Annotated in this window: 18 protein-coding genes; 11 read left to right on the forward strand and 7 right to left on the reverse strand. The window is 36.7% G+C overall.

What is annotated here, in order from left to right:
• Nucleotides 1-41 precede the first annotated feature (41 nt).
• A complete protein-coding gene (locus FHG85_RS03765; protein ID WP_173073125.1) occupies nucleotides 42-1,823 on the reverse strand; it encodes a chloride channel protein in 1,782 nt (593 codons plus the stop codon).
• Nucleotides 1,824-1,933: 110 nt separating this feature from the next.
• On the opposite strand from FHG85_RS03765, the gene FHG85_RS03770 reads away from it, so the two are divergent.
• The 6 genes from FHG85_RS03770 to FHG85_RS03795 all read left to right on the forward strand — a co-directional run bounded on the left by FHG85_RS03770 (nucleotide 1,934) and on the right by FHG85_RS03795 (nucleotide 10,406).
• Complete coding sequence (locus FHG85_RS03770) at nucleotides 1,934-3,184, forward strand: M16 family metallopeptidase (RefSeq protein ID WP_173073128.1); 1,251 nt, start codon at nucleotides 1,934-1,936, stop codon at nucleotides 3,182-3,184.
• A gap of 8 nt (nucleotides 3,185-3,192) precedes the next feature.
• Nucleotides 3,193-4,515: a M16 family metallopeptidase gene (locus FHG85_RS03775; RefSeq protein ID WP_173073130.1), complete on the forward strand. Its 1,323-nt coding sequence runs from the start codon at nucleotides 3,193-3,195 to the stop codon at nucleotides 4,513-4,515.
• Between the two features lies 1 nt (nucleotide 4,516).
• Entirely contained in the window at nucleotides 4,517-6,127 is a 1,611-nt protein-coding gene (locus FHG85_RS03780) for a T9SS type B sorting domain-containing protein (protein ID WP_173073132.1), read from the forward strand.
• Between the two features lie 17 nt (nucleotides 6,128-6,144).
• Nucleotides 6,145-8,382 (forward strand): RelA/SpoT family protein, encoded by a 2,238-nt coding sequence (locus FHG85_RS03785; RefSeq protein ID WP_173073134.1) that lies wholly within the window; start codon nucleotides 6,145-6,147, stop codon nucleotides 8,380-8,382.
• A 166-nt stretch (nucleotides 8,383-8,548) separates the two neighbouring features.
• Entirely contained in the window at nucleotides 8,549-9,022 is a 474-nt protein-coding gene (locus tag FHG85_RS03790) for a Fur family transcriptional regulator (protein WP_173073136.1), read from the forward strand.
• A 115-nt stretch (nucleotides 9,023-9,137) separates the two neighbouring features.
• On the forward strand, nucleotides 9,138-10,406 hold the full coding sequence (locus FHG85_RS03795) for an adenylosuccinate synthase (protein WP_173073138.1): 1,269 nt from the start codon (nucleotides 9,138-9,140) through the stop codon (nucleotides 10,404-10,406).
• Here the strand turns inward: FHG85_RS03795 and FHG85_RS03800 are convergent.
• From FHG85_RS03800 to FHG85_RS03820, 5 genes are all read right to left on the reverse strand, one after another.
• Nucleotides 10,403-11,113, reverse strand: coding sequence for a hypothetical protein (locus tag FHG85_RS03800; protein ID WP_173073140.1), 711 nt, complete (start codon nucleotides 11,111-11,113; stop codon nucleotides 10,403-10,405). The two genes, FHG85_RS03795 and FHG85_RS03800, sit on opposite strands and share 4 nt — an antisense overlap.
• Nucleotides 11,082-12,479, reverse strand: a complete 1,398-nt coding sequence (locus tag FHG85_RS03805; RefSeq protein WP_173073142.1) for an MFS transporter — start codon at nucleotides 12,477-12,479, stop codon at nucleotides 11,082-11,084. Before FHG85_RS03805 ends, FHG85_RS03800 begins: the two co-directional genes overlap by 32 nt.
• Before the next feature lie 138 nt (nucleotides 12,480-12,617).
• Nucleotides 12,618-13,076 (reverse strand): SPOR domain-containing protein, encoded by a 459-nt coding sequence (locus tag FHG85_RS03810; protein WP_173073144.1) that lies wholly within the window; start codon nucleotides 13,074-13,076, stop codon nucleotides 12,618-12,620.
• 110 nt (nucleotides 13,077-13,186) lie between these two features.
• Nucleotides 13,187-13,333, reverse strand: a complete 147-nt coding sequence (locus FHG85_RS03815) for a hypothetical protein (protein ID WP_173073146.1) — start codon at nucleotides 13,331-13,333, stop codon at nucleotides 13,187-13,189.
• Nucleotides 13,305-14,108, reverse strand: a complete 804-nt coding sequence (locus tag FHG85_RS03820) for a radical SAM protein (protein ID WP_173073148.1) — start codon at nucleotides 14,106-14,108, stop codon at nucleotides 13,305-13,307. Before FHG85_RS03820 ends, FHG85_RS03815 begins: the two co-directional genes overlap by 29 nt.
• Nucleotides 14,109-14,282: 174 nt before the next feature.
• On the opposite strand from FHG85_RS03820, the gene FHG85_RS03825 reads away from it, so the two are divergent.
• The 5 genes from FHG85_RS03825 (at nucleotide 14,283) to FHG85_RS03845 (ending at nucleotide 18,862) form a co-directional block, all read left to right on the forward strand.
• Nucleotides 14,283-16,190 (forward strand): AMP-dependent synthetase/ligase, encoded by a 1,908-nt coding sequence (locus tag FHG85_RS03825; RefSeq protein WP_173073150.1) that lies wholly within the window; start codon nucleotides 14,283-14,285, stop codon nucleotides 16,188-16,190.
• A 195-nt stretch (nucleotides 16,191-16,385) separates the two neighbouring features.
• Nucleotides 16,386-17,198 (forward strand): O-methyltransferase, encoded by an 813-nt coding sequence (locus FHG85_RS03830; RefSeq protein ID WP_173073152.1) that lies wholly within the window; start codon nucleotides 16,386-16,388, stop codon nucleotides 17,196-17,198.
• A 15-nt stretch (nucleotides 17,199-17,213) separates the two neighbouring features.
• Entirely contained in the window at nucleotides 17,214-17,945 is a 732-nt protein-coding gene (locus tag FHG85_RS03835; protein ID WP_173073154.1) for an ABC transporter ATP-binding protein, read from the forward strand.
• Between the two features lie 62 nt (nucleotides 17,946-18,007).
• Nucleotides 18,008-18,559, forward strand: coding sequence for a cob(I)yrinic acid a,c-diamide adenosyltransferase (locus FHG85_RS03840; RefSeq protein ID WP_173073156.1), 552 nt, complete (start codon nucleotides 18,008-18,010; stop codon nucleotides 18,557-18,559).
• Nucleotides 18,560-18,640: 81 nt separating this feature from the next.
• Entirely contained in the window at nucleotides 18,641-18,862 is a 222-nt protein-coding gene (locus FHG85_RS03845) for a DUF2795 domain-containing protein (protein WP_173073159.1), read from the forward strand.
• A 32-nt stretch (nucleotides 18,863-18,894) separates the two neighbouring features.
• Here FHG85_RS03845 and FHG85_RS03850 read toward each other — a convergent pair whose 3' ends face one another.
• Nucleotides 18,895-20,628 (reverse strand): OstA-like protein, encoded by a 1,734-nt coding sequence (locus FHG85_RS03850; RefSeq protein ID WP_317167929.1) that lies wholly within the window; start codon nucleotides 20,626-20,628, stop codon nucleotides 18,895-18,897.
• Nucleotides 20,629-20,638 lie beyond the last annotated feature (10 nt).

A 20,638-nucleotide genomic window follows, 5' to 3' on the forward strand; every position in this document is an offset into this window, starting at 1 on the left:
AACAATTACATTTAAGGCTTAATAGCTCTGATTTACAGTAATTATTCTTTTGAAAATTGAATAAGTAGGTTACGGTAAACTGAAAATATTTTAGATTTTGATACAAAACCTACATATTTACCGCCATCAACTACAGGAAGATTCCACGCTTTAGTGTACTCAAATTTTTTCATTACATCTTCCATGTGGTCATTAATATTGATAATTTCAGGTGGGATATTCATAAGTTCCTGTACTTTAATTGCATCGTATTGAGATGTGTCGAACATCACAGGTCGGATATCATCAAGTGAAACAACACCAACAAATTTGAAGTCATCGGTTATGACTGGAAAAATATTTCTTTTTGATTGGCTAACCTTTTTAACAAGGTTTCCTAAGGTTTCTGTTGGGCGAACTGGAATAAAATCCCTTTCAATAACTTTCTTAACGCTTAACAGTGTTAGCACTGCTTTGTCTTTGTGGTGTGTGATTAGCTCCCCCCTTTGGGCAAGCCTTTTTGTATATACGGAGTGTGGCTCAAAATACATAATGGTTAAAAAGGCGATTGTTGATGTTATCATAAGCGGAATAAAAAGAGCATAACCTCCTGTAATTTCAGCAATTAAAAATATTGCCATAAAGGGTGCATGCATAATACCAGCCATTGCACCTGCCATTCCAACAAGGGCAAAATTGCTTTCAGAAATATTGATAAAGTCAAAAAGGTTTAGTATTCGGGCAAGGAAAAAGCCTGATACTCCTCCAATGAATAGGGCAGGGGCAAAAATACCACCAACACCGCCTGCTCCGTTGGTTATTGAGCTGGCAATGGCTTTAAATGCCACAAGAAAGAATAAGGAAGTTAAAATTAACCAAATGTTATCTTGGAACTGGAATAATGGGCTATTATGAAAAATATAAGAAGATCTCCCGTCGAGCAAAGCCTGAAGGACATCGTATCCCTCGCCAAAAAGGGGTGGGAAAATGAAAATTAAAATCCCTAAAACTAGGGAGCCAAAAAACCAACGCTTATATGGACTCCTTGTTTTCTTGAACAGTCGCTCAACAGTAAATGTTGTTCTAATGAAGTACAATGAAACAAAGCCGCTAAAAATACCTAGCAAGATAAACCAAGGAATATTATGCAAAGTAAACGGACGAACTACTTCGTAAGCAAAAACTACGTTTCGTCCCATTAAAAAGTAGCTTACAGTTGATGCGGTAACTGCCGAAATTAGAAGTGGTACAATGGATGCGGTTGTTAGATCGAGCATTAGAACCTCAAGCGTGAAAATTATTCCTGCAATTGGTGCCTTAAAGATAGATGCAATAGCACCAGCGGCTCCACATCCTATTAGTAAGGTACGGGTTTGATAGTTAAGTCGAAAGAACTTGCCTATGTTTGAGCCGATTGCTGAACCAGAATACACAATAGGCGCCTCAGCCCCCACAGAACCACCAAAACCAATGGTTAAAATACTACTTATAATGGAGCTGATCATATTATGGGGTTTAATCTGGCTGCCTTGTCTTGAGATTGAGTATAGTACTTTTGTTACTCCATGACTTAAATCGTCGTTAACAATGTATCGTACAAAAAGAATGGTGAAAAGTATGCCTATGGCAGGAAGCCCAAAGTACAAGGCATTCGTTGAGTCCATTGGCACAACACCTGCTATTAGATTACGGAAATGATGTAGCGTGTTTTTTAGTAGCACGCCAGCTAATCCGCTAATAAGCCCAACTACAAAACTTAGAATGAGAGTTGTATTTTTTTCGCCTAATCTTCGGAATCGTACCCATAGTTTTAGTAATGGTAAAACAAACTCCCTTTTTGTCATTTTTTTAACATTAAGATACCGTAATTAGCAAGGATGAATTAAAAATCTTATAAGTTTGTAGTAAAAAACGTCAACAAAAATAGTTAATATTGAGGATATTTTTTAAAGTTATGATAGATTTTAAGCGATTTAGATTAGAAAATGGATTGATTCTTTTGGTTCATACCGACTATAGCACACCAATTGCGGCGGTAAATTTGCTTTATAAGGTAGGCGCAAAGCATGAAAATCCTGAGAAAACTGGTTTTGCTCACCTTTTTGAGCATTTAATGTTTGGTGGATCGGTAAACATTCCTGTTTTTGATGAACCATTAGAGAGGGTAGGGGGTGAAAATAATGCTTTTACAACGAACGATTTAACAAATTACTATATTACAGTTCCAGTAGAAAATATAGAAACAGCCTTATGGCTTGAAAGCGATAGGATGCTAAGCCTAGCTTTCTCCCAAAAAAGTTTAGATGTTCAAAAAAGTGTCGTAATAGAAGAGTTTAACCAGAGATATCTAAATCAACCCTATGGCGATGTATGGTTAAACCTCCGACCTCTAGCATATAAAGTACATCCTTACCGTTGGCCCACAATTGGCATGTCGGTTGAACATATCCAAAAGGCCACTCTCGATGATGTTAAGGAATTTTTTTATGGCCACTATGCTCCAAATAATGCTATCTTATGTATAGCAGGACCAATTGATGATGTTAAGGCTCTTGAACTGACAAAAAGATGGTTTGGTTCAATTGAGCCACGAAATATTGACCGTAAAGCTATTCCAAAAGAACCAGAACAGAATGAGCATAGGCGTTTGACCTTAGAGAGAGATGTGCCCTTTAATGCCATTTATAAGGCTTACCATATGTGCAATCGGATGCATCCCGATTTTCCTATTACCGATTTATTATCAGATTTGCTCTCAAATGGCCGTTCTTCAAGACTTTATCAGCGCCTTGTTAAAGAAAAACAACTCTTCAGCTCTGTAAATGCCTACATTACAGGTGATGTTGATGAGGGGCTTTTTGTTTTAACCGGTCAGCTTTACGAGAATACTTCTTTTAAAATGGCCGAAGAAGCATTAAACCAGGAGCTGGAGGAGCTAAAAGTTAAATTAGTGAAAACCGATGAGCTTGATAAGGTTAAAAATAAGTTTGAGGCAAATTTCATTTTTGAACAGGAATCGGTTATGGTCAATGCTTTAAATCTTTGCTATTACGAAATGCTTTCCGATGCTAACTTATTAAATCTTGAACTTGATAGGTACAATGCTGTAACTGCCGAGGATATTAAACGAGTTGCGAATCAAGTTTTTGATGTGAAGAATTGCTCCACAGTTTACTACAAGTCTAATTTAATCAATGAAAACTAAGTTGAAGTATGGCAATAAAAGAGCTAGATAGAACTGTTCAACCAAATATTAAACCTGTTTCAAAAATTAATATTCCCAAACCCGAAATAATAGAACTTTCCAACGGATTTAAAGTAATTTCGGCAAAGGCAGGCTCTCAGGATTTAATAAAAATTGAAGTAATTTTTAGGGCAGGTACTCGATATCAAACGAAGTCACTGGTGGCTAAAGCATCAATTTCAAATTTACGTGAAGGAACTAAAAAGCGCTCATCAAAGCAAATAGCCGAAGAGTTAGACTTTTATGGAAGTTTCATTGAACCTTCTATTAATAGAGATTTTGCCTCTGTATCGTTTTACACTACAGGAAAACATTTCTTTAAATCTTTCGATGTATTTTCCGATTTGCTTCTTAATCCTACCTTTCCAGAACATGAATTAGACATTTTTAGGCAAAAAGGTAAACAGAATTTACTGGTAGAAATGGAGAAAGTTTCTACGCTATCCAGAATGGGATTTTACAAGGCTCTTTTTGGGGATAATCATCCTTATGGAACCTTTGCATTACCGCACGATTATGAAATGATTGAGCGCGATGATCTGGTCAATTTTAGCAACAAGTTCTACAAAGGAAAAGGTGGTGCGATTGTTATTACGGGTAACTTTGATTCTGAACAACTTGATTTTATTAAAGGTAGTTTTGCCAGTTCCAGATTTGATGGTCAAACCGATGAAGAATATATTTTACCGAGGATTAAATCGAACGAGAAAAAAATATTTACGTATAAGAATGAAGCGGTACAGGCATCAATACGGATAGGGAGAATATTTCCAGAAAGAACCCATCCCGATATGCCAGCTTTGCAGATTTTAAATACTATTCTAGGCGGTTATTTTGGCTCAAGACTGATGCGCAATATTCGAGAAGATAAAGGATATACATATGGGATAAATTCTTTTATTGTACCACATTCTTACCTGTCGGTTTTTGTTGTTTCAACCGAAGTAGGGAATAACTTTGTAGAACATACAATTAGCGAGATAAAAAAAGAGATACAAAGGCTTAAATCGGAACCCGTTAGCAACGATGAATTGAATTTGGTAAAGGGTTATATGATTGGGCAAGTACTTAGAACCTTTGATGGGCCTTTTGCCATTGCCGATAGTTTGGCTGGGCTTTTTGAGTACAATAATTTAGATTTTGATTATATCAGTAATACTATTAATACCATTAATAGCGTTACTCCAGAACAGTTAATGGAATTGGCAGGTAAATATTTTGATACTGATAGTATGGTATTTAGCGTATCGGGTAGCCAAATTCCTGATGGTTTTACTCAAAATACTTTTTAGGATGAAACAAAGGATTGTATTGGTTTTAACTCTGGTTGTAGGGCTTGTTAGTTTTGCTTTAGGACAGGTTGATCCTAAACCCAATTCGCCATCGCTTGATTATATAACCAATAATCTCGATAATGGTAACGTTACAATATATTGGACACCACCAGCCCATGAACCTCAGATTGCCGATCCGCTAGGATATATAATTTATATTCCACGTGACCCAGATAATCCAAGTGGAGATGGGTGGGAGCCAATAGATACTGTTGACCAAAATACATTTTCCTACACTCATGTAGGCGCTAATGCAAATGGGAAACGGGCACTTTATAGGGTTGCTTCACTTGGCGCAAACGAGCCTAGCCAGCAAACTCCTTATCACTCACTTGTTTGGATTACTTCAAACTACGATAGCTGTAATGCAAAAATTGACTTGTCGTGGGAGTTGTATGAAGGTTGGCCTTTGGATGCTGATGCACCATATAAAAATGTTAGATACCAGCTGTTTATGGGTAATGATTTAAATTGGTCAAACTATCAACAAATAGGTGATTTCGATGGCTATACTACCAAGTATAGCATTAGAAACGTCCTAGAAAATACCGATTACTTTTTCTACATAAAAGCTACCAGAATAGATAAAGGATACGAAAGCTATTCAAACCTTTATCTTATTCATACTAAAATGGCAATTCGACCAACCTATGCATTTATCGATTCCGTTGTAGCTACAAATAATGGAAATAAAATTTACTATACCATCGACCCAAATACAGGAATTACCAACTTTAAACTTTGGCGATGGGAACAACCCGACACTTCTCAAAGTATATTTAGTGCAATTGTAGTTGAACAATTTGCAGACCCAACTAAAACTATGAGTATTGATACTAATAATACTTGGGCTGCACGAACACGAAAATTTTACTATAAAATTGATGCGTACAATGGATGCGACCAAGCAGTCATGGTGTCAAATCTTTGTAACTCAATTATTCCCAGGTTAAGCCCAAAGGGTAAGAACGTAGAGATTCAATGGACTGACATGTTTAAGGATACAGAGAGAAAACCAGATAGGCTAAATAATAGCATAGTGTACTCAATATATCGAAGGTCTTTTACAGTAAATGATGAGATTACTGGTGTTGGTAATTTAGAAAGGATAGCTGATGGTATAGCTAACACTGAATTTACCGATGATTTATCGGGGTTTGAGGGGCAAGATCCAATTTATCGAATTGTTTTTAACTATTATATTGAAGGAATAGAGCTAACACCTAGTGGCGATACGGTAACTTTGAGTCGCTCAAGGGAGCTGTCTACCGAAATACTGCCTGGGGTAACCATGCCCACAGCTTTATCGCCTAGTGATGTGAGAAGTAATTATGGACACCAGCGAAATCTATTTAAGCCAATTATCACTTTCGATGCTAATTTTACTCTTACCATTTATGATAGATGGGGTGGGGTGGTTTATCATGGTAACGAAGGTTGGGATGGAAGAAATAGTAAAGGCGAATTTGTAAAGGAAGGAACCTATGTTTATCGCTTGGTAATTAGCACTTCCAATGCTGGCGAAATTATTAAGAATGGTAGCGTATCAGTTGTTTACACTAATAGGTAGCTGTTAAGTATTGATTTATGGACTTACAAACCGAAGAAGAAAAGAGACTAATACAAGAGCATTTTGAAGACCTTTTAAAGAGTTGCACCCGATGTAACACCGAGGAAGGGAAGCAGCTTGTTGTCAAAGCTTTTAACCTGGCCAATGAGGCACATAAAGGAGTAAAAAGGAAATCAGGCGAACCTTACATATTGCATCCTATAGCTGTTGCCAAAATAGTAACCTCTGAAATTGGACTTGGGGCAAAAGCCGTGGCATGCGCTCTTATGCACGATGTGGTTGAGGATACCGATTATACAGTTGAGGATATTGAGCGAATGTTTGGTAAAAAGATAGCTTCAATAATTGATGGGCTAACTAAAATTACAGATGTATTTGATGCCAACTCAACCATTCAAGCCGAGAACTTTAGAAAAATCCTTCTTACTCTAGCCGAAGACATTCGTGTAATCCTGATTAAACTTGCCGATAGGCTCCATAATATGAGAACGCTGGATTCGCTACCCACCACAAAGCAAATGAAAATAGCCAGTGAAACCATTTACCTTTATGCTCCCCTTGCTCATCGGTTAGGCCTATATGCAATTAAAACTGAACTCGAAGATCTTAGCTTAAAATATAGGTATCCTAAGGTTTATGAGGAGATAAGAAATAAAATTGCCGATAACGAAAAGCACCGTCAGCAGCTTATTAATCATTTCTCTCTCCCAATTATTCAAAAGCTAGAAGAGAATAACATTGATTTTGAAATTAGCGGTCGTCCCAAATCGGTTTATTCCATTTGGAAAAAGATGCAAACCAAAAACGTCTCATTTGAAGAGATATACGATTTGTTAGCTGTTCGCATCGTTTTTAACCCTTATCCTCATATTCCTGAAAAAACGCAATGCTGGCATATTTACTCGCTTATTACCGATATCTACAAGCCTAAGCCCGATAGGTTAAGAGATTGGGTGAGCACGCCAAAGGCCAATGGGTATGAGGCTTTGCACTGTACTGTAATGGGCCCCGATGGGAAATGGGTTGAGGTTCAGATACGCTCACGCAGAATGGACGATATTGCAGAGCGTGGTTTTGCTGCTCATTGGAAGTATAAGGAGATGGACACCACTACACAGGAAAATGAGTTGGATAAGTGGATTCGACGAGTACGAGAAATGCTAGAAAACCCACAGGAGAACGCCTTGGAATTTCTTGATGAATTTAAGCTTAACCTCTTTACTTCTGAGATTATTGTTTTTACGCCTAAAGGCGAAACCCGTAGCCTTCCCAAAGGGGCAACCGCCCTTGATTTTGCTTATGAAATACATACCGAAATTGGGAATAAAGCTATTGGAGCAAAGGTAAACCATAAACTCGTACCTCTGAGCCATAGGTTAAATACTGGCGATCAGGTTGAAATTATTACTGCGGCTTCGCAGAAACCAAGCTGGGAGCAACTCGATTTTGCCACTACGGCAAAAGCTAAAGCAGCAATTAAAAGCGCTCTAAAAGGTGAGGTAAGGAATCGTATTGAAAAAGGTCAGAAGTTGCTCGAGGAAAAGCTTCTGGAGATGGGAATACAACCCTCTTCTAGGGTTTTTAAAAAGATTCTTCCTGCTTACGAAGCGACCTCAAAGGATGAGCTCTATGCAAAAATTGGTTCTGGGCTTGTTAATCTTGATAATCTGAGAAAAATTCTTAAAAAGAATACTCAGAGTAAATGGATAAAGTATTGGAAACTTCAGCTCGGACGTAAAGATAATAAGCAGGAAAAGAAGGAGGATGAAAAAATTAAGTATGACTTACGAAAGCCATTTGTTATTGGCGAGAATACCGATACCGAGAACCCTTCATACATTGTTGCAAAGTGTTGCAATCCCATTCCTGGAGATGAGGTGGTGGGCTATCTTTCACCCGATGACATAGTTGTTGTTCATAAAGCAACTTGCGCCGAGGCTGTTAGGCTTATGGCTCAGCATGGCGATAAAATTGTAGCTGCTAAATGGACAACCCAGAAGGCCCTCTCTTTCCTTGCCCGAATTGAAGTTAGCGGCATGGATAGAATTGGAATTATACTTGAGCTAACAAGGGTGATTTCCGAAGAACTTATGGTGAACATAAGAAAATTCTATATCGAAAGCCACGATGGCATTTTTGAAGGGTATATCGATCTTTATGTTCACGATGTAACTCATCTTAATAATTTGATTCTGAACATAATGAAAATTAAAGGAATTGATAACGTTAAACGAATCGATAAATTTGACGATTAAATAATAAAAGAAGTCTATTTAGTTGGTCGAAGTTGTTTTGCTTTTTATTGTGCGCAAAAATCATTTATATTTTTCTCAAACATTTTTAGTTCTAATCTGTTTATTAAGTTGCATTTAGTAAATATTATTATATTTTTGCTATTTAAATTCATTCTAAGTCCAAATTATGACCTGCACAGATACCAAGGTAGTTGTAAAACGAATACTAACTGATTATTTAGAACGTAAGGGACATAGAAAAACGCCCGAACGATTCGCTATTCTTGAAGAAATTTATAATCAGGAATCTCATTTTGATATAGAGACCCTCTATATTAAAATGAAGAACAAAAATTATCAAGTAAGTAGAGCAACTCTTTACAATACAATAGATTTACTTTTAGATTGTGGCCTTGTTGTAAAACATCAATTTGGGAAGAATTCTTCATTCTACGAAAAGGCGTATGAGTGCAAGCAACATGACCACCTAATTTGTAGTAGGTGTGGCAAGGTGATTGAATTCTGTGATCCAAGAATTCAGGAAATAATAAATTCTGCACAGAAAAACAGCTCCTTTACAGTTTCGCATCACTCCCTATACTTGTATGGATTATGCAAGGAGTGTCAAGATGATATTGACAAGATTGATATAGCTGATTAGTTGTTAATATCTTTCCTTTTTACATTTTATTAAATTCATTACCTTTATATGCTTTTATGCAACTAAACATAGAGGCTTAAATGATGTATTAGCCTGGCTTAAAAACTATATGGTAATGAATAAAGTAGATATCCTCCTAGGTCTTCAGTGGGGTGACGAAGGAAAAGGAAAGGTAGTTGATGTTCTTACTCCCAATTACGATGTAATTGCTCGTTTTCAGGGTGGACCAAATGCTGGCCATTCGCTTGAGTTCAATAACATTAAGCATGTGCTTCACACTATTCCATCGGGTGTGTTTCATCCTGGATGCATTAATGTAATTGGAAATGGTGTGGTAATTGATCCCATAATCCTAGCCGAAGAAATACATTCACTCGAAAAGTTAGGCGTTAATCTTAAGAAAACACTGAAGATTTCCAAAAAGGCTCATCTGATTTTACCTTCACATCGTGAACTTGATGCTGCCTCTGAAGCAGCTAAAGGAAAAGGAAAGATAGGGTCTACACTAAAAGGAATTGGCCCTACATATATGGATAAAACAGGGAGGAATGGCCTAAGGGTTGGCGATATACTTCTTGACAACTTTAAAGAGAAGTACAACTTCCTTAAGAATAAGCACAAGGAGATCTTAAGGCAGTATAACTACCAGAGTGACATTGAGAAGCATGAAGATGAGTGGTTTAAAGGAATTGACCTAATTCGTGAGTACGAGCTTATCGACTCGGAATATGAAATCAATAGCTGTTTAGAACAAGGAAAGAAGATTCTTGCCGAAGGTGCACAGGGCTCACTACTTGATATCGATTTTGGATCATACCCATTTGTTACTTCATCAAACACAATTTGTGCGGGTGCTTGTACAGGTTTAGGTATTTCTCCTCATAAGGTTGGAGAGGTATTCGGTATTTTTAAAGCTTATTGTACTCGTGTTGGTTCTGGCCCTTTCCCAACTGAGCTTCATGACGAAACGGGTGAGAAAATTAGAAAGATAGGTGCCGAGTTTGGTGCAACAACTGGAAGACCAAGGCGTTGTGGTTGGCTCGATTTAGTTGCCTTAAAGTATGCTGTTATGATTAATGGGGTAACTCAACTTATTATGACAAAGTCGGATGTGTTAAGCCCCTTTGAAACTATTAAGGTGGCTGTTGCCTACAAAGTTAATGGCAAAGAAACTGACCGGTTACCATTCGACATAAGCATACCAGTAGAACCCATTTACAAGGAGTTCAAAGGATGGAAAACAGATATTTCTGGTTTTAAATCGTTTGATGATTTACCCGACGAACTTCTAGCATATATCAGGTTTATAGAAAAGGAAACAGGTGTGCCAATCAAAATTATCTCTGTTGGGCCTAATAGGGATGAAACAATTGTTTCCGATTAATTTTCGATATTAATTTTAACAAAAGGATTTTCAATAGGCTGTGCATTTTGCACGGCCTTATTATTTTCATAGCCGTATAGCTCCCAAACCAATCCTCTTAGTCCGGTTGATTGGTCCATTAACGGGGAACTTTCCGGTATATTGGTTTGTATTGTTTTTAAAATGTTATCATCGGCAAAAACTCTAAATCCTAAGTAACGAATAGGCATTTCTTTTTCATTGATAGAAGGCCATGTAAACTCTTCGTTAACTGCATAAATTAATATCGAAGTTTCCCATTCAACGGTTAGTGGAAATGAAACTGCTGGTTTAATTCCTTTAATTCCGCTCAGTGCGATACTCCCATTTTCTATTTTTTTGTTAACACTACCTTTCCAAATAACATTCCCCTTAGAATCAGTAACTCTTAGCTTACTTTTTCTAACCCTTAGCTCTTCACCTTTGGGGATTCTAAAGCTTAAAACATCATTTACATTGCTTTGAGTAGAGATTAGCATGATATTAGTGGTTAGCAATATGCTATGCTCGTTAATGAATTCAACTTCAGTTACAAAACGATTAATGCTTACTGCAGAGGTTACAGTTTGTGATATGGTACTAAACGATAGGAAAAGAAGCCCAAAGAATAGCAAAAGGGACATCCAAAGATTGGATGCCCCCTTAGTATATTCATTGCTATTTTTCGATGTTAGGTAGTTCAAGGCCATACCCTTTCTTTTTATCTTCAGCTTTAAGTAGGAAAGCAAATATAAGAGCTAGAACACCTAAAGAAGTAAAGATAAGCATTGGTAATGTATAATTGTATGTGTTAACAGTCACGCCTTCAACAACTTTTTGACCTGTCACACAGTACTTATCAAGAACCCAACCAATAAGAGCAGGTACTCCCATTAAACCCCAGTTTTGCACCCAGAATATTAACGAGTACGCTGTACCAAGTTGATTTTCAGGTATAATTTTAGGTACGGAAGGCCACATTGCAGATGGAACCAAAGAGAAACCAATACCTAAAATCACAATTAGAATAATTGCAATTATCCAATGGTTAAGGAAGGGAATTGAAAACATTCCATGCACAAAAATTAGTAATAGCGAGCCAATAAGCATTATTGTTGCACCTTTTCCTTTTCTGTCGTAAATATTGCCAAATAAAGGAGTTAATAGAATGGTTCCAAAAGGAAGCATTGCTGGAATTGTGCCTGCCAATGATTCTTGAACACCAAACTTATTAACCATTAAATCAGCGGCATATTTTAAAAATGGGAATACTGCCGAATAGAAAAGAACACACAGAATAGCTATATACCACCAACCCTTATTTGTAACAATTTTGAAAATGTCAGATACTTTAAATTCTTCCTCTTCATTAACAACATTGTTTTGCTTATCAAACTCAGCTTGTGAAGCGTCAAGCTTTTTGTCCATAAAAGTGTAAATAAAGAAAGCGATTAAACCAATTACAAGGAGAATTAAGCAAACAAGAATTGGTTTTGAGACATGGCCAAGTGATTTTGCCAAGGGAACAGATGTTGCTAGTGCCAGTGCAGTTCCCATTCGAGCAGTTGCCATTTCAAGCCCCATAGCAAGAGCAAGTTCTTTACCTTTAAACCATTTCACAATAATTTTTGATACTGTTATACCTGCAACTTCCACACCAACTCCGAATATGGCATATCCAAGAGCAGCCATAAAAACCTGAGCTTTCATGGGGAAAAGCCATAAGATATTCCAGGTTTGTCCATCAAGTGAATGTGTTGATACAGCCCAATATTTTATTGCAGTACCCAATACCATTATTACAGCTGCAGATAGGCCAGTAAACCGAACCCCCATCTTATCAAGAATAATACCTCCAATGATAAGCATGAAAAGGAATACATTAAACCAACCATAAGCACTAGTAAAAAAGCCATACTCTGAACTATCCCAACTTAACTGTTGTTCGAGTAGCCCTTTTAAAGGTGCCATAACATCGGTTAAATAGTATCCTGTTAGCATTGTAAATGCTACAATCCCAAGGGCAGTCCATCTTGCCCAAGCGTGATCACGCAGTGTTTGTCTAATTTTTTCCATTTGGTATTAAAATTAGGTTTAGTAATTTTTTTTGTTAGGCAAATAAAATTAAAATCATTGAATAATTGTATAATATTTGTCAACAAAATAAAAACCGCCTCAAAAGGCGGTGTTTTATTAATCAAAAAAATGAAACTGTTACTTGTTTTCGTATATCCAAAGTTCTAGTGGTTCTTCAATTCTATCTGAGTTAATGCGGTCAATCTCATTAAATGCTTTGCTGTATGTGTCGAACTGACCAATTGAAACCAGTTTAAAACCATTCGGTGAGTCTAAAATCTTTGTTTTATTGAAGCCCATTTGGTGAACTTCTTCTTCCCATGAAGTTGCATTTGATGGTACTTTAAAACTACCAATGATAACATGGAACCGATATTTGGCTTCGTACTCTTGTTGCTTACGTAACTCTTCCTGGCGGGCTTGCTCTTCCGCTAATCGTTTTTGCTCTTCTTCAAATGCTTTAGCTTTGGCTATGCTATCTTGTTTTGCTTTCTGAATAGCAGCAGTATCTACCTTTTTCTTTTTATCTTTCTTAAAGTATTTGCAACCAGTACCCAAAAATGCTGCTAATACAATGAACAATAGTATCCTTTTCATAGAAGCAAATTGTTAAAATGTTATTTATAGTGCAATTTAAACACTATTTTTCTACAATTCAAAATTTTTCTGAACAATATATTTAGTAGATTTTATTTGCTATTATTTTTTTATTCGGAAAATGGAATATCATTATCAAAATTTGGCTTATAGTGGCTTTGACTTTCAGCTTCTTGAATCCAACCCCTGAAACCTAAATCTTCAATTATTTTAACAACCTTGTTGTACTCATTGGTAGATAGATTTTCTTTCTTCATTAGGTAGAAGGAGGTCTTTGGGAGGGTAATATTGCGACATTAAAGAGATGTATAACCTATTCGAAATGTTATTGGCTAGGAATTTTAGTAAGTTTATGCTATCGTCGGCATGGTTAGGCAAAACCAAATGTCTTATTATTAACCCAAACTCAATTAGGTTCTTGTCATTTAAAACTATACTTGCCCCTTTTTGTCTGTACATCTCTTTTATTGCCATTGTTGCCACTTCAAAATAGTTTTTTATTCTAGAATACCTGAAGGCTATCTGGTTGTTATAATATTTTAGGTCTGGTAGGTAAACATCAACTACGTTTTCAAGTTCTTTAAGAGTTTCTACTTTGTCGTATCCGTTAGAATTGTAAACAATGGTTGGGTTATACCCCTTTTTATTTATTTCGTTTATTATTTCGATCATCTGAACCACTTGATGCGAGGGAGATACAAAACCTACGATGTTAATATCATTATCCAATATTTTTATTATTTCATCTACAATCTGATGCTTGTTTGACATCCAACCTGGGTTTGATGTTGAATTCTTACTAATCTGGTAGTTCTGGCAGAAAACGCATTGTAAATTACAGTGCGCAAAAAATACGTTACAGATACCATTTACCCCCGAAATAACGGGCTCCTCGCCCTTATGTGCAAAAACAGATGCAACCAACGGTAAATGGCCAACTTTGCAATATCCTTTACTTTTATAACGATTAGTACCACACTCGTGTGGACAAATTTTGCAATTTGAGAGATTCAGCAAACTGTGTTTTTCCATTTGTATAAAGAGCTTAGCAGGCTAATTGTAGTACTATGGCTAGTTAAGATGTAAGCATTACAATTTATTAGTTTAAAGTCTTCAAATTTACTAATGCCATATTATTTTTTGCAGCAAGCAGTGTTATAAAACATATTTTTTTAGTTTTGTTGCTGTAATTGTAATAAGAAGCTTATGAAAACCATAGTAGAGCTATTTGAGGAAAGTGTTAGGAGATATGCAAATAACCCATATATATGGGAAAAACTATCGGACAAGTATGAACCTACAACATATCTTCAAACAAAAGAGGAAGTTTATCGTTTAGCAGCAGGATTATTGAGTTTGGGTGTCAAGAAAGGCGATAAGATAGCCTTGCTAAGCGAGGGGCGAAAATTGTGGATTTTAAGTGAGTTGGCAATACTTTATACTGGTGCAGTAAATGTTCCACTGTCGGTTAAACTCGATGGTAAAGATTTACTTTTCAGACTAGAGCATTCCGAAACCAGTATTGTTATTGTATCGGGTCAGCAAGCGTCAAAAATAAAAGCCTTAAGAGAAGAGCTCCCCAATGTAAAAAGGGTAATATATCTTGATAAGATAGAAGGTATATTGGCCGATGACTTATACATTGATGATGTTTTTGCATTAGGCGATAAGTTTTTAAAGGATAATCCTGGTAAAGTTGAGGAGGTATCAAAATCAATAAAACCAAACGATTTTGCTAATATTAGCTATACATCCGGGACTACAGCCGATCCTAAAGGAATTATACTTTCACATAGAAACTACACGGCAAATGTTGAGCAGGCCCTGACGCTAATGGATATTCCTACAAACTATAAGACGTTACTTATTTTACCTCTCGATCATAGTTTTGCTCATGTGGCAGGAATATACTCTTTTATGGCATCTGGAGCTAGCATTGCTACAGTTAAGGTAGGTAAATCTCCCATGGAGACTCTTAAAAACATTCCTCAGAACATAAAAGAGATTAAGCCCAACCTTCTGCTTAGCGTACCTGCTTTGGCCAAAAATTTTAAAAAGAATATTGAAAATGGCATAAAGGCAAAAGGCAAGTTTACCGAAAAGCTTTTTAACCACGCGCTGAGCGTTGCCTATAAATACAACAAGGAGGGATGGAATAAGGGGACAGGCTTCACCTTCATTTACAAACCACTTTTATGGTTGTACGATAAGATTTTATTTAGCAAGATTAGGGAAGTTTTTGGTGGAGAGCTGGATTTTTTCATTGGTGGGGGTGCGCTACTAGATATAGAACTTCAACGATTTTACTATGCAATTGGCATTCCGATGTTGCAAGGTTATGGCTTATCAGAGGCTACTCCTATTATTAGTTCAAACTCGCTAAAACGACATAAACTTGGCTCCTCGGGGCATCTTGTAAAATATCTCGACCTGAAAATATGCGATGAAAATGGTAATGAGCTACCAATTGGCCAGAAAGGTGAAATTGTTGTTAAGGGTGAGAATGTTATGGTTGGATACTGGAAAAATGAAAAGGCAACAGCTGAAACTGTACGCGATGGATGGCTCTATACAGGTGATATGGGATATATGGATAAGGATGGTTTCTTGTATGTTTTAGGCCGATTTAAAAGCTTGCTTATATCTAGCGACGGCGAAAAGTATAGCCCTGAGGGTATTGAAGAGTCGCTTGTTCAACATTCAAAATTCATCGATAATGTTGTACTTCACAATAATCAAAAACCTTATACCACTGCATTAATTGTTCCTGCAAAGGAGGCTATTAAGAAGGCTATTACAGAAAAGGGTTTAAGTATTGACTCGGAGGATGCCGCAAAATATGGAATTGAGATTCTTAACAACGAAGTGGCTAAGTTCAAGCCTGGTGGAGAGTTTGGCGATATGTTCCCAGAACGTTGGTTGCCAACAACATTTGCTGTGCTTGATGAACCTTTTAGCGAGCAGAATGGCTTTATCAATAGTACCCTTAAGGTTGTTAGGGGGAAGGTGGAAAAACACTTCTCCGATAGGCTTGAGCATCTTTACACTCCTGATGGTAAAAATGTGATTAACAAGAAAAATATAGACTCCCTAATTAAACTCCTAAAAAACTAACTGGCTATTAATCCATTTTAAGAAGAGGCTGTATGCATAATCACTTTTTGTGATTTTACAGCCTCTTTTTTTACATCCTTTTCAATCTGTAAAAATGTATAGCATCTAAATTGTTCTGGTTAAACTTTTTTTAACAGACGTAACAATGGTTATTGCCTAATTGAACTTACCTTAGCATGATAAGAATAATTAGTTATGGCCAAGCGGGGAGCATGGGAAATATTTAAAAATTATGTGGGTTTCAGGAAGGAATGCCTGCCAAAAGGTGGTTATGGAATTCATTCACCATTTGTTTTTGATTTGTATACAAACGTTATCGGTATCAATAAAAGTGAGCCCATTTTTAAAGCAATAGAAGCCTATCGCAAAGAGATGATTAAGAGTGATATAGGCATTATACGAAAGACTATTGCTGAAAACATGAATGGTGGATTTCGCGGTGAGCTTGTTAAGCTAAAAAAACTGGCAAGCGTAGTAGCTGTTCCCCCTCATCTTGGTCGATTACTTTATAGGTTGGCTAATCACTTTAAGCCTAAGGTGATGTTAGAACTTGGCACATCTGTTGGAATTAGTAGTTTATATATTGCATTGGCCAATCCAGAGGGTTACCTTTATACCATTGAAGGCGATGAAGCAGTCCTAGGGATTGCCCAAAAAAGGTTTGAGAGTTTTAATGTAAAAAATATTAAACCCATTTGCTCTACTTTTGAGACTGAACTTCCCCGATTGATGGATGAAGTGGATAAATTTGACTTTGTTTTTATTGATGGTGACCATAACGGAAATAAACTTTTACAATATTTTGATGTCATACAAAATAAGTTAACTGATAATTCAGTTGTAATAGTTGACGATATAAGATGGAGTTCCGACATGGAAGATTCTTGGAATGAGCTAATAGCTAAACCAGAGGTGACGGTTTCAATCGACTTGTTTCGATGCGGAATTCTTTTCTTTCGTGGGGGAATTGCCAAACAACATTTTAAATTAAGATACGGACCATACTAACTTAACTTTAAAAATATGAGTGAACATAATTTAATATCGATTTCAAACATAAAAAAGTATTACCAGGTTGGTAGTGTAGTAGTTAAAGCCTTAAAAGGTGTCGATTTAAAAATAAATAAGAATGAGTATGTTGCCATTATGGGACCTTCGGGTTCTGGAAAATCAACATTAATGAATATTTTAGGCTGTTTAGATACTCCTACCGACGGAACCTATATACTTAACGGAACCGATGTAAGTAAGCTAACCGACGATCGTCTTGCCGAAATCCGAAACAAGGAGATTGGGTTTGTTTTTCAAACTTTTAATCTTCTTCCGCGTTACACGGCTCTCGATAACGTTATGCTACCTCTAATTTATGCTGGCGTACCAAAACATGAAAGGATTGAAATGGCCAAGCGGGCTTTGGAAAACGTAGGTTTAGCAGATAGGATGGAACATAAGCCCAATGAACTCTCGGGAGGTCAGCGCCAACGTGTTGCCGTTGCTCGTGCGTTGGTTAATAGCCCTTCTATCATTCTTGCTGACGAGCCTACTGGTAACCTTGACTCTAAAACTTCGGTTGATATCATGAACCTTTTTGAGGATATTTACGAGCAAGGGAATACCATTATCCTTGTTACCCATGAGGAGGACATTGCTCGTCATGCTCGCAGAATTATTCGACTGCTCGATGGTATGATTGAATCCGATGAAATAAACCCCAATCCAACGTTACATCAGAACGTTGTAATTGAGGAACAATAATACTATTTTTTAATTCTTATCTTGAGGTAAATGCTTGCTTGAATAAGTAACTAATAGTTTTTATGAAGATTTATACCAAAACTGGCGATAAAGGAACCACCTCGTTAATTGGAGGTGCTCGTGTACCCAAATACCATCCTAGAATTGAAGCTTACGGAACGGTTGACGAGCTAATTGCTTTTACTGGTTTATTGCGCGATCAACCTGAACTCGATAAGTCAACTGCTGAAATCCTTATTTTTGTTCAGGATCGATTAATGAATTGTGCATCTATTTTAGCAGCCGATTGTACTGATTGCAGTGTTAAAATTCCAAGAATTGAGGATAGTGATATTGCTAAGTTAGAAGCACAGATTGATTTAATGGATGCTCAACTTGATCCGATTACTTCGTTTGTATTGCCAGGAGGACATCAGGTCGTGTCACTATGTCATGTGTGTCGTACGGTTTGCCGTAGGGCCGAACGATTGGTTACACAACTTGCCGAGCAAGTTCCTCTACCTGAAAATGTTGTCATGTTTCTAAATCGGCTAAGCGATTACTTCTTTACACTATCGCGAAAACTTGGCAAAGATTTTGGTGTTGAGCAAATAAAATGGCAACCTAACTTGTAATTCCAAAAATTTTATATATTTGTGAGGTTGTCAAAATGTTTAAAAAATTGACAATCAGAATTTTAACTAATAACTAATACTATGTATTGGACTTTAGAACTAGCATCTAAACTGGAAGATGCACCCTGGCCTGCTACTAAAGATGAGTTAATTGATTATGCAATCCGTTCAGGTGCTCCACTTGAAGTTATTGAAAATCTTCAGGAGTTAGAGGATGATAATGAAATTTATGAGAGCATTGAGGATATTTGGCCAGATTATCCTACTAAAGAAGATTTTCTTTTCAACGAGGATGAATACTAGAATGTAAAAAGAGAGGTTTTGCCTCTCTTTTTTTATCTTTCAATGTCTTTGAACTTCAAAGGTTTCCTACTTTTCCCTTTTACATTTAGTTTATCTTGTTTTTTATCTTTCTTCAAATTGCCGGGTTTTGCATAGTTTTCTACGCGGTGCGATTCTTCTTTAAACGGAATATGTTGTATATCTTCATTGTTCAATATTTTTAAACGACCCTCATTTCCTTTCTCTGCAGGGAGTAATATAAAGTTCTTGGGAACAATGTCGTACTTATCTTTCGGTCTTTTATTGGGTTGCCAAGAGAAGCCTTTTAGTGTAATGTCTTCTGGTTCCACTTTTTTAATGGGGTACAAATTTGATAACGGCTTTTGTTTAAAAGTTACCTTGCTTATCTTGTTGTTTTTAAGTACGATGAAAATCCTTGCGCTTTCGGAACGGTTTGCCATAGTAAGTATCTCTCCATCGCGTATAAAATAAACCGCCTGGCCATTTCCATTTACATCTATTTTTGATGCTTTCCCATCCGAAAAGTGCACAACTATTTTCTTGCCTCTTATTTGATTGTAATAGTTTGTGTCCTCAACCGAAGTAATGAATGCGTTACCTATAAAATCAATTTGATTTAACTTTTTATTTTTGGAATAGATGGTTATTTCATCGGCAGTCATTTGGTTCTCGTTTTGCCAAAGTATTGGTTGTGAGTACATTTTGACTATTGAGTCATGAGTAAAGTAAATGAGAGAATCGCAAAGACCTTGTATATCGGATCTATAAAACTTTACGTTGTGTAAAGCTTTTATGAAGCGATGAGTAGAATCAGGAGTAATGGTGTCTTTTTTGGATATTATCTTAAAAACATCTGCTTTAAGGTAAAGAGTATCATTATTATCAATTTTAACCAGATGAGGATTTCCAGAAACTTCGGCATTCTCAGAATCTTCCCAAAAATTCACTTTATTGCCATATACGAATGCTTGGTTAACGGTATCAACTAAAACGGCATTACCAGTTATGCGGGCAAACTTAGTTGATTTATCGTAATAGATGTCATCGCCAAAAACCTTATTCTCTTTGCTGAGGATATAAGCATTATACTGAAGGCTTACCTGTTCAATTTTTTTGTTATACCAGCCCTTTTCGCAGTAAGCAAAGTTTTGTTCATTAAAAATGTAGGTTGGACCAAAAAAGTAGGCCATCTCTGAATTCGTATTATAGGAAAGCGAATCGGTGTAAATTTTCCCGTCGGGGTTTTCCATTACAACATTACCAGCAAAATGTATCTGATTGCTAGTATCGTAGTAATAGCCTCTAAGGCTAGTTAATTTTGAGTCCTCTGTTGTGATGACACCAGGAGTATTATAGTAAACACTTTTTTCTTTTGAGTTAAAGTAGAGGGTTTTTGTTGTAAGGGTTGCGTCGTCCGATATGAGTTTTACATTGTTACCGTCAATTTTTCCAGTTGAGGTTTTTCCATCGTAGTAGAGGTGCTCACCAGTAATTGTTGACGATTCTTGGTTAATTCTTACATTACCAAATGCATTAAACCAGTTTTCATCGGGGTTATGGTAAGCGCTATCGCAAATCATGCGAGTGCCCTCGTGGCTAAATCGTACATTGCCAATGTAGCGAATCAGCTTTTGCTCATCTAAATTTAGGTTCTTCATGCTATTAGCGCCCTCGAACCTAATTTTAGTTTTTTGTTGAGCAAACAAACTAGGAATGATGCCCATTAAGATGGACAATATAAGAAGTGAACGAAGCGATGCTCTCATTTTGGTGTTT

The organism is Tenuifilum thalassicum (genome assembly GCF_013265555.1).
Classification (GTDB): domain Bacteria; phylum Bacteroidota; class Bacteroidia; order Bacteroidales; family Tenuifilaceae; genus Tenuifilum; species Tenuifilum thalassicum.

What these genes read in the sequence shown, in the direction of transcription:
- FHG85_RS03795 (WP_173073138.1), top strand. Translation starts at nt 9,138, where the DNA reads ATGAATAAAGTAGATATCCTCCTAGGTCTTCAGTGGGGTGACGAAGGA.
- FHG85_RS03845 (WP_173073159.1), top strand. Translation starts at nt 18,641, where the DNA reads ATGTATTGGACTTTAGAACTAGCATCTAAACTGGAAGATGCACCCTGG.
- FHG85_RS03805 (WP_173073142.1), bottom strand. Translation starts at nt 12,479, where the DNA reads ATGGAAAAAATTAGACAAACACTGCGTGATCACGCTTGGGCAAGATGG.
- FHG85_RS03830 (WP_173073152.1), top strand. Translation starts at nt 16,386, where the DNA reads ATGGCCAAGCGGGGAGCATGGGAAATATTTAAAAATTATGTGGGTTTC.
- FHG85_RS03775 (WP_173073130.1), top strand. Translation starts at nt 3,193, where the DNA reads ATGGCAATAAAAGAGCTAGATAGAACTGTTCAACCAAATATTAAACCT.
- FHG85_RS03810 (WP_173073144.1), bottom strand. Translation starts at nt 13,076, where the DNA reads ATGAAAAGGATACTATTGTTCATTGTATTAGCAGCATTTTTGGGTACT.
- FHG85_RS03840 (WP_173073156.1), top strand. Translation starts at nt 18,008, where the DNA reads ATGAAGATTTATACCAAAACTGGCGATAAAGGAACCACCTCGTTAATT.
- FHG85_RS03800 (WP_173073140.1), bottom strand. Translation starts at nt 11,113, where the DNA reads ATGGCCTTGAACTACCTAACATCGAAAAATAGCAATGAATATACTAAG.
- FHG85_RS03835 (WP_173073154.1), top strand. Translation starts at nt 17,214, where the DNA reads ATGAGTGAACATAATTTAATATCGATTTCAAACATAAAAAAGTATTAC.
- FHG85_RS03785 (WP_173073134.1), top strand. Translation starts at nt 6,145, where the DNA reads ATGGACTTACAAACCGAAGAAGAAAAGAGACTAATACAAGAGCATTTT.
- FHG85_RS03825 (WP_173073150.1), top strand. Translation starts at nt 14,283, where the DNA reads ATGAAAACCATAGTAGAGCTATTTGAGGAAAGTGTTAGGAGATATGCA.
- FHG85_RS03850 (WP_317167929.1), bottom strand. Translation starts at nt 20,628, where the DNA reads ATGAGAGCATCGCTTCGTTCACTTCTTATATTGTCCATCTTAATGGGC.
- FHG85_RS03820 (WP_173073148.1), bottom strand. Translation starts at nt 14,108, where the DNA reads ATGGAAAAACACAGTTTGCTGAATCTCTCAAATTGCAAAATTTGTCCA.
- FHG85_RS03765 (WP_173073125.1), bottom strand. Translation starts at nt 1,823, where the DNA reads ATGACAAAAAGGGAGTTTGTTTTACCATTACTAAAACTATGGGTACGA.
- FHG85_RS03790 (WP_173073136.1), top strand. Translation starts at nt 8,549, where the DNA reads ATGACCTGCACAGATACCAAGGTAGTTGTAAAACGAATACTAACTGAT.
- FHG85_RS03815 (WP_173073146.1), bottom strand. Translation starts at nt 13,333, where the DNA reads ATGAAGAAAGAAAATCTATCTACCAATGAGTACAACAAGGTTGTTAAA.
- FHG85_RS03780 (WP_173073132.1), top strand. Translation starts at nt 4,517, where the DNA reads ATGAAACAAAGGATTGTATTGGTTTTAACTCTGGTTGTAGGGCTTGTT.
- FHG85_RS03770 (WP_173073128.1), top strand. Translation starts at nt 1,934, where the DNA reads ATGATAGATTTTAAGCGATTTAGATTAGAAAATGGATTGATTCTTTTG.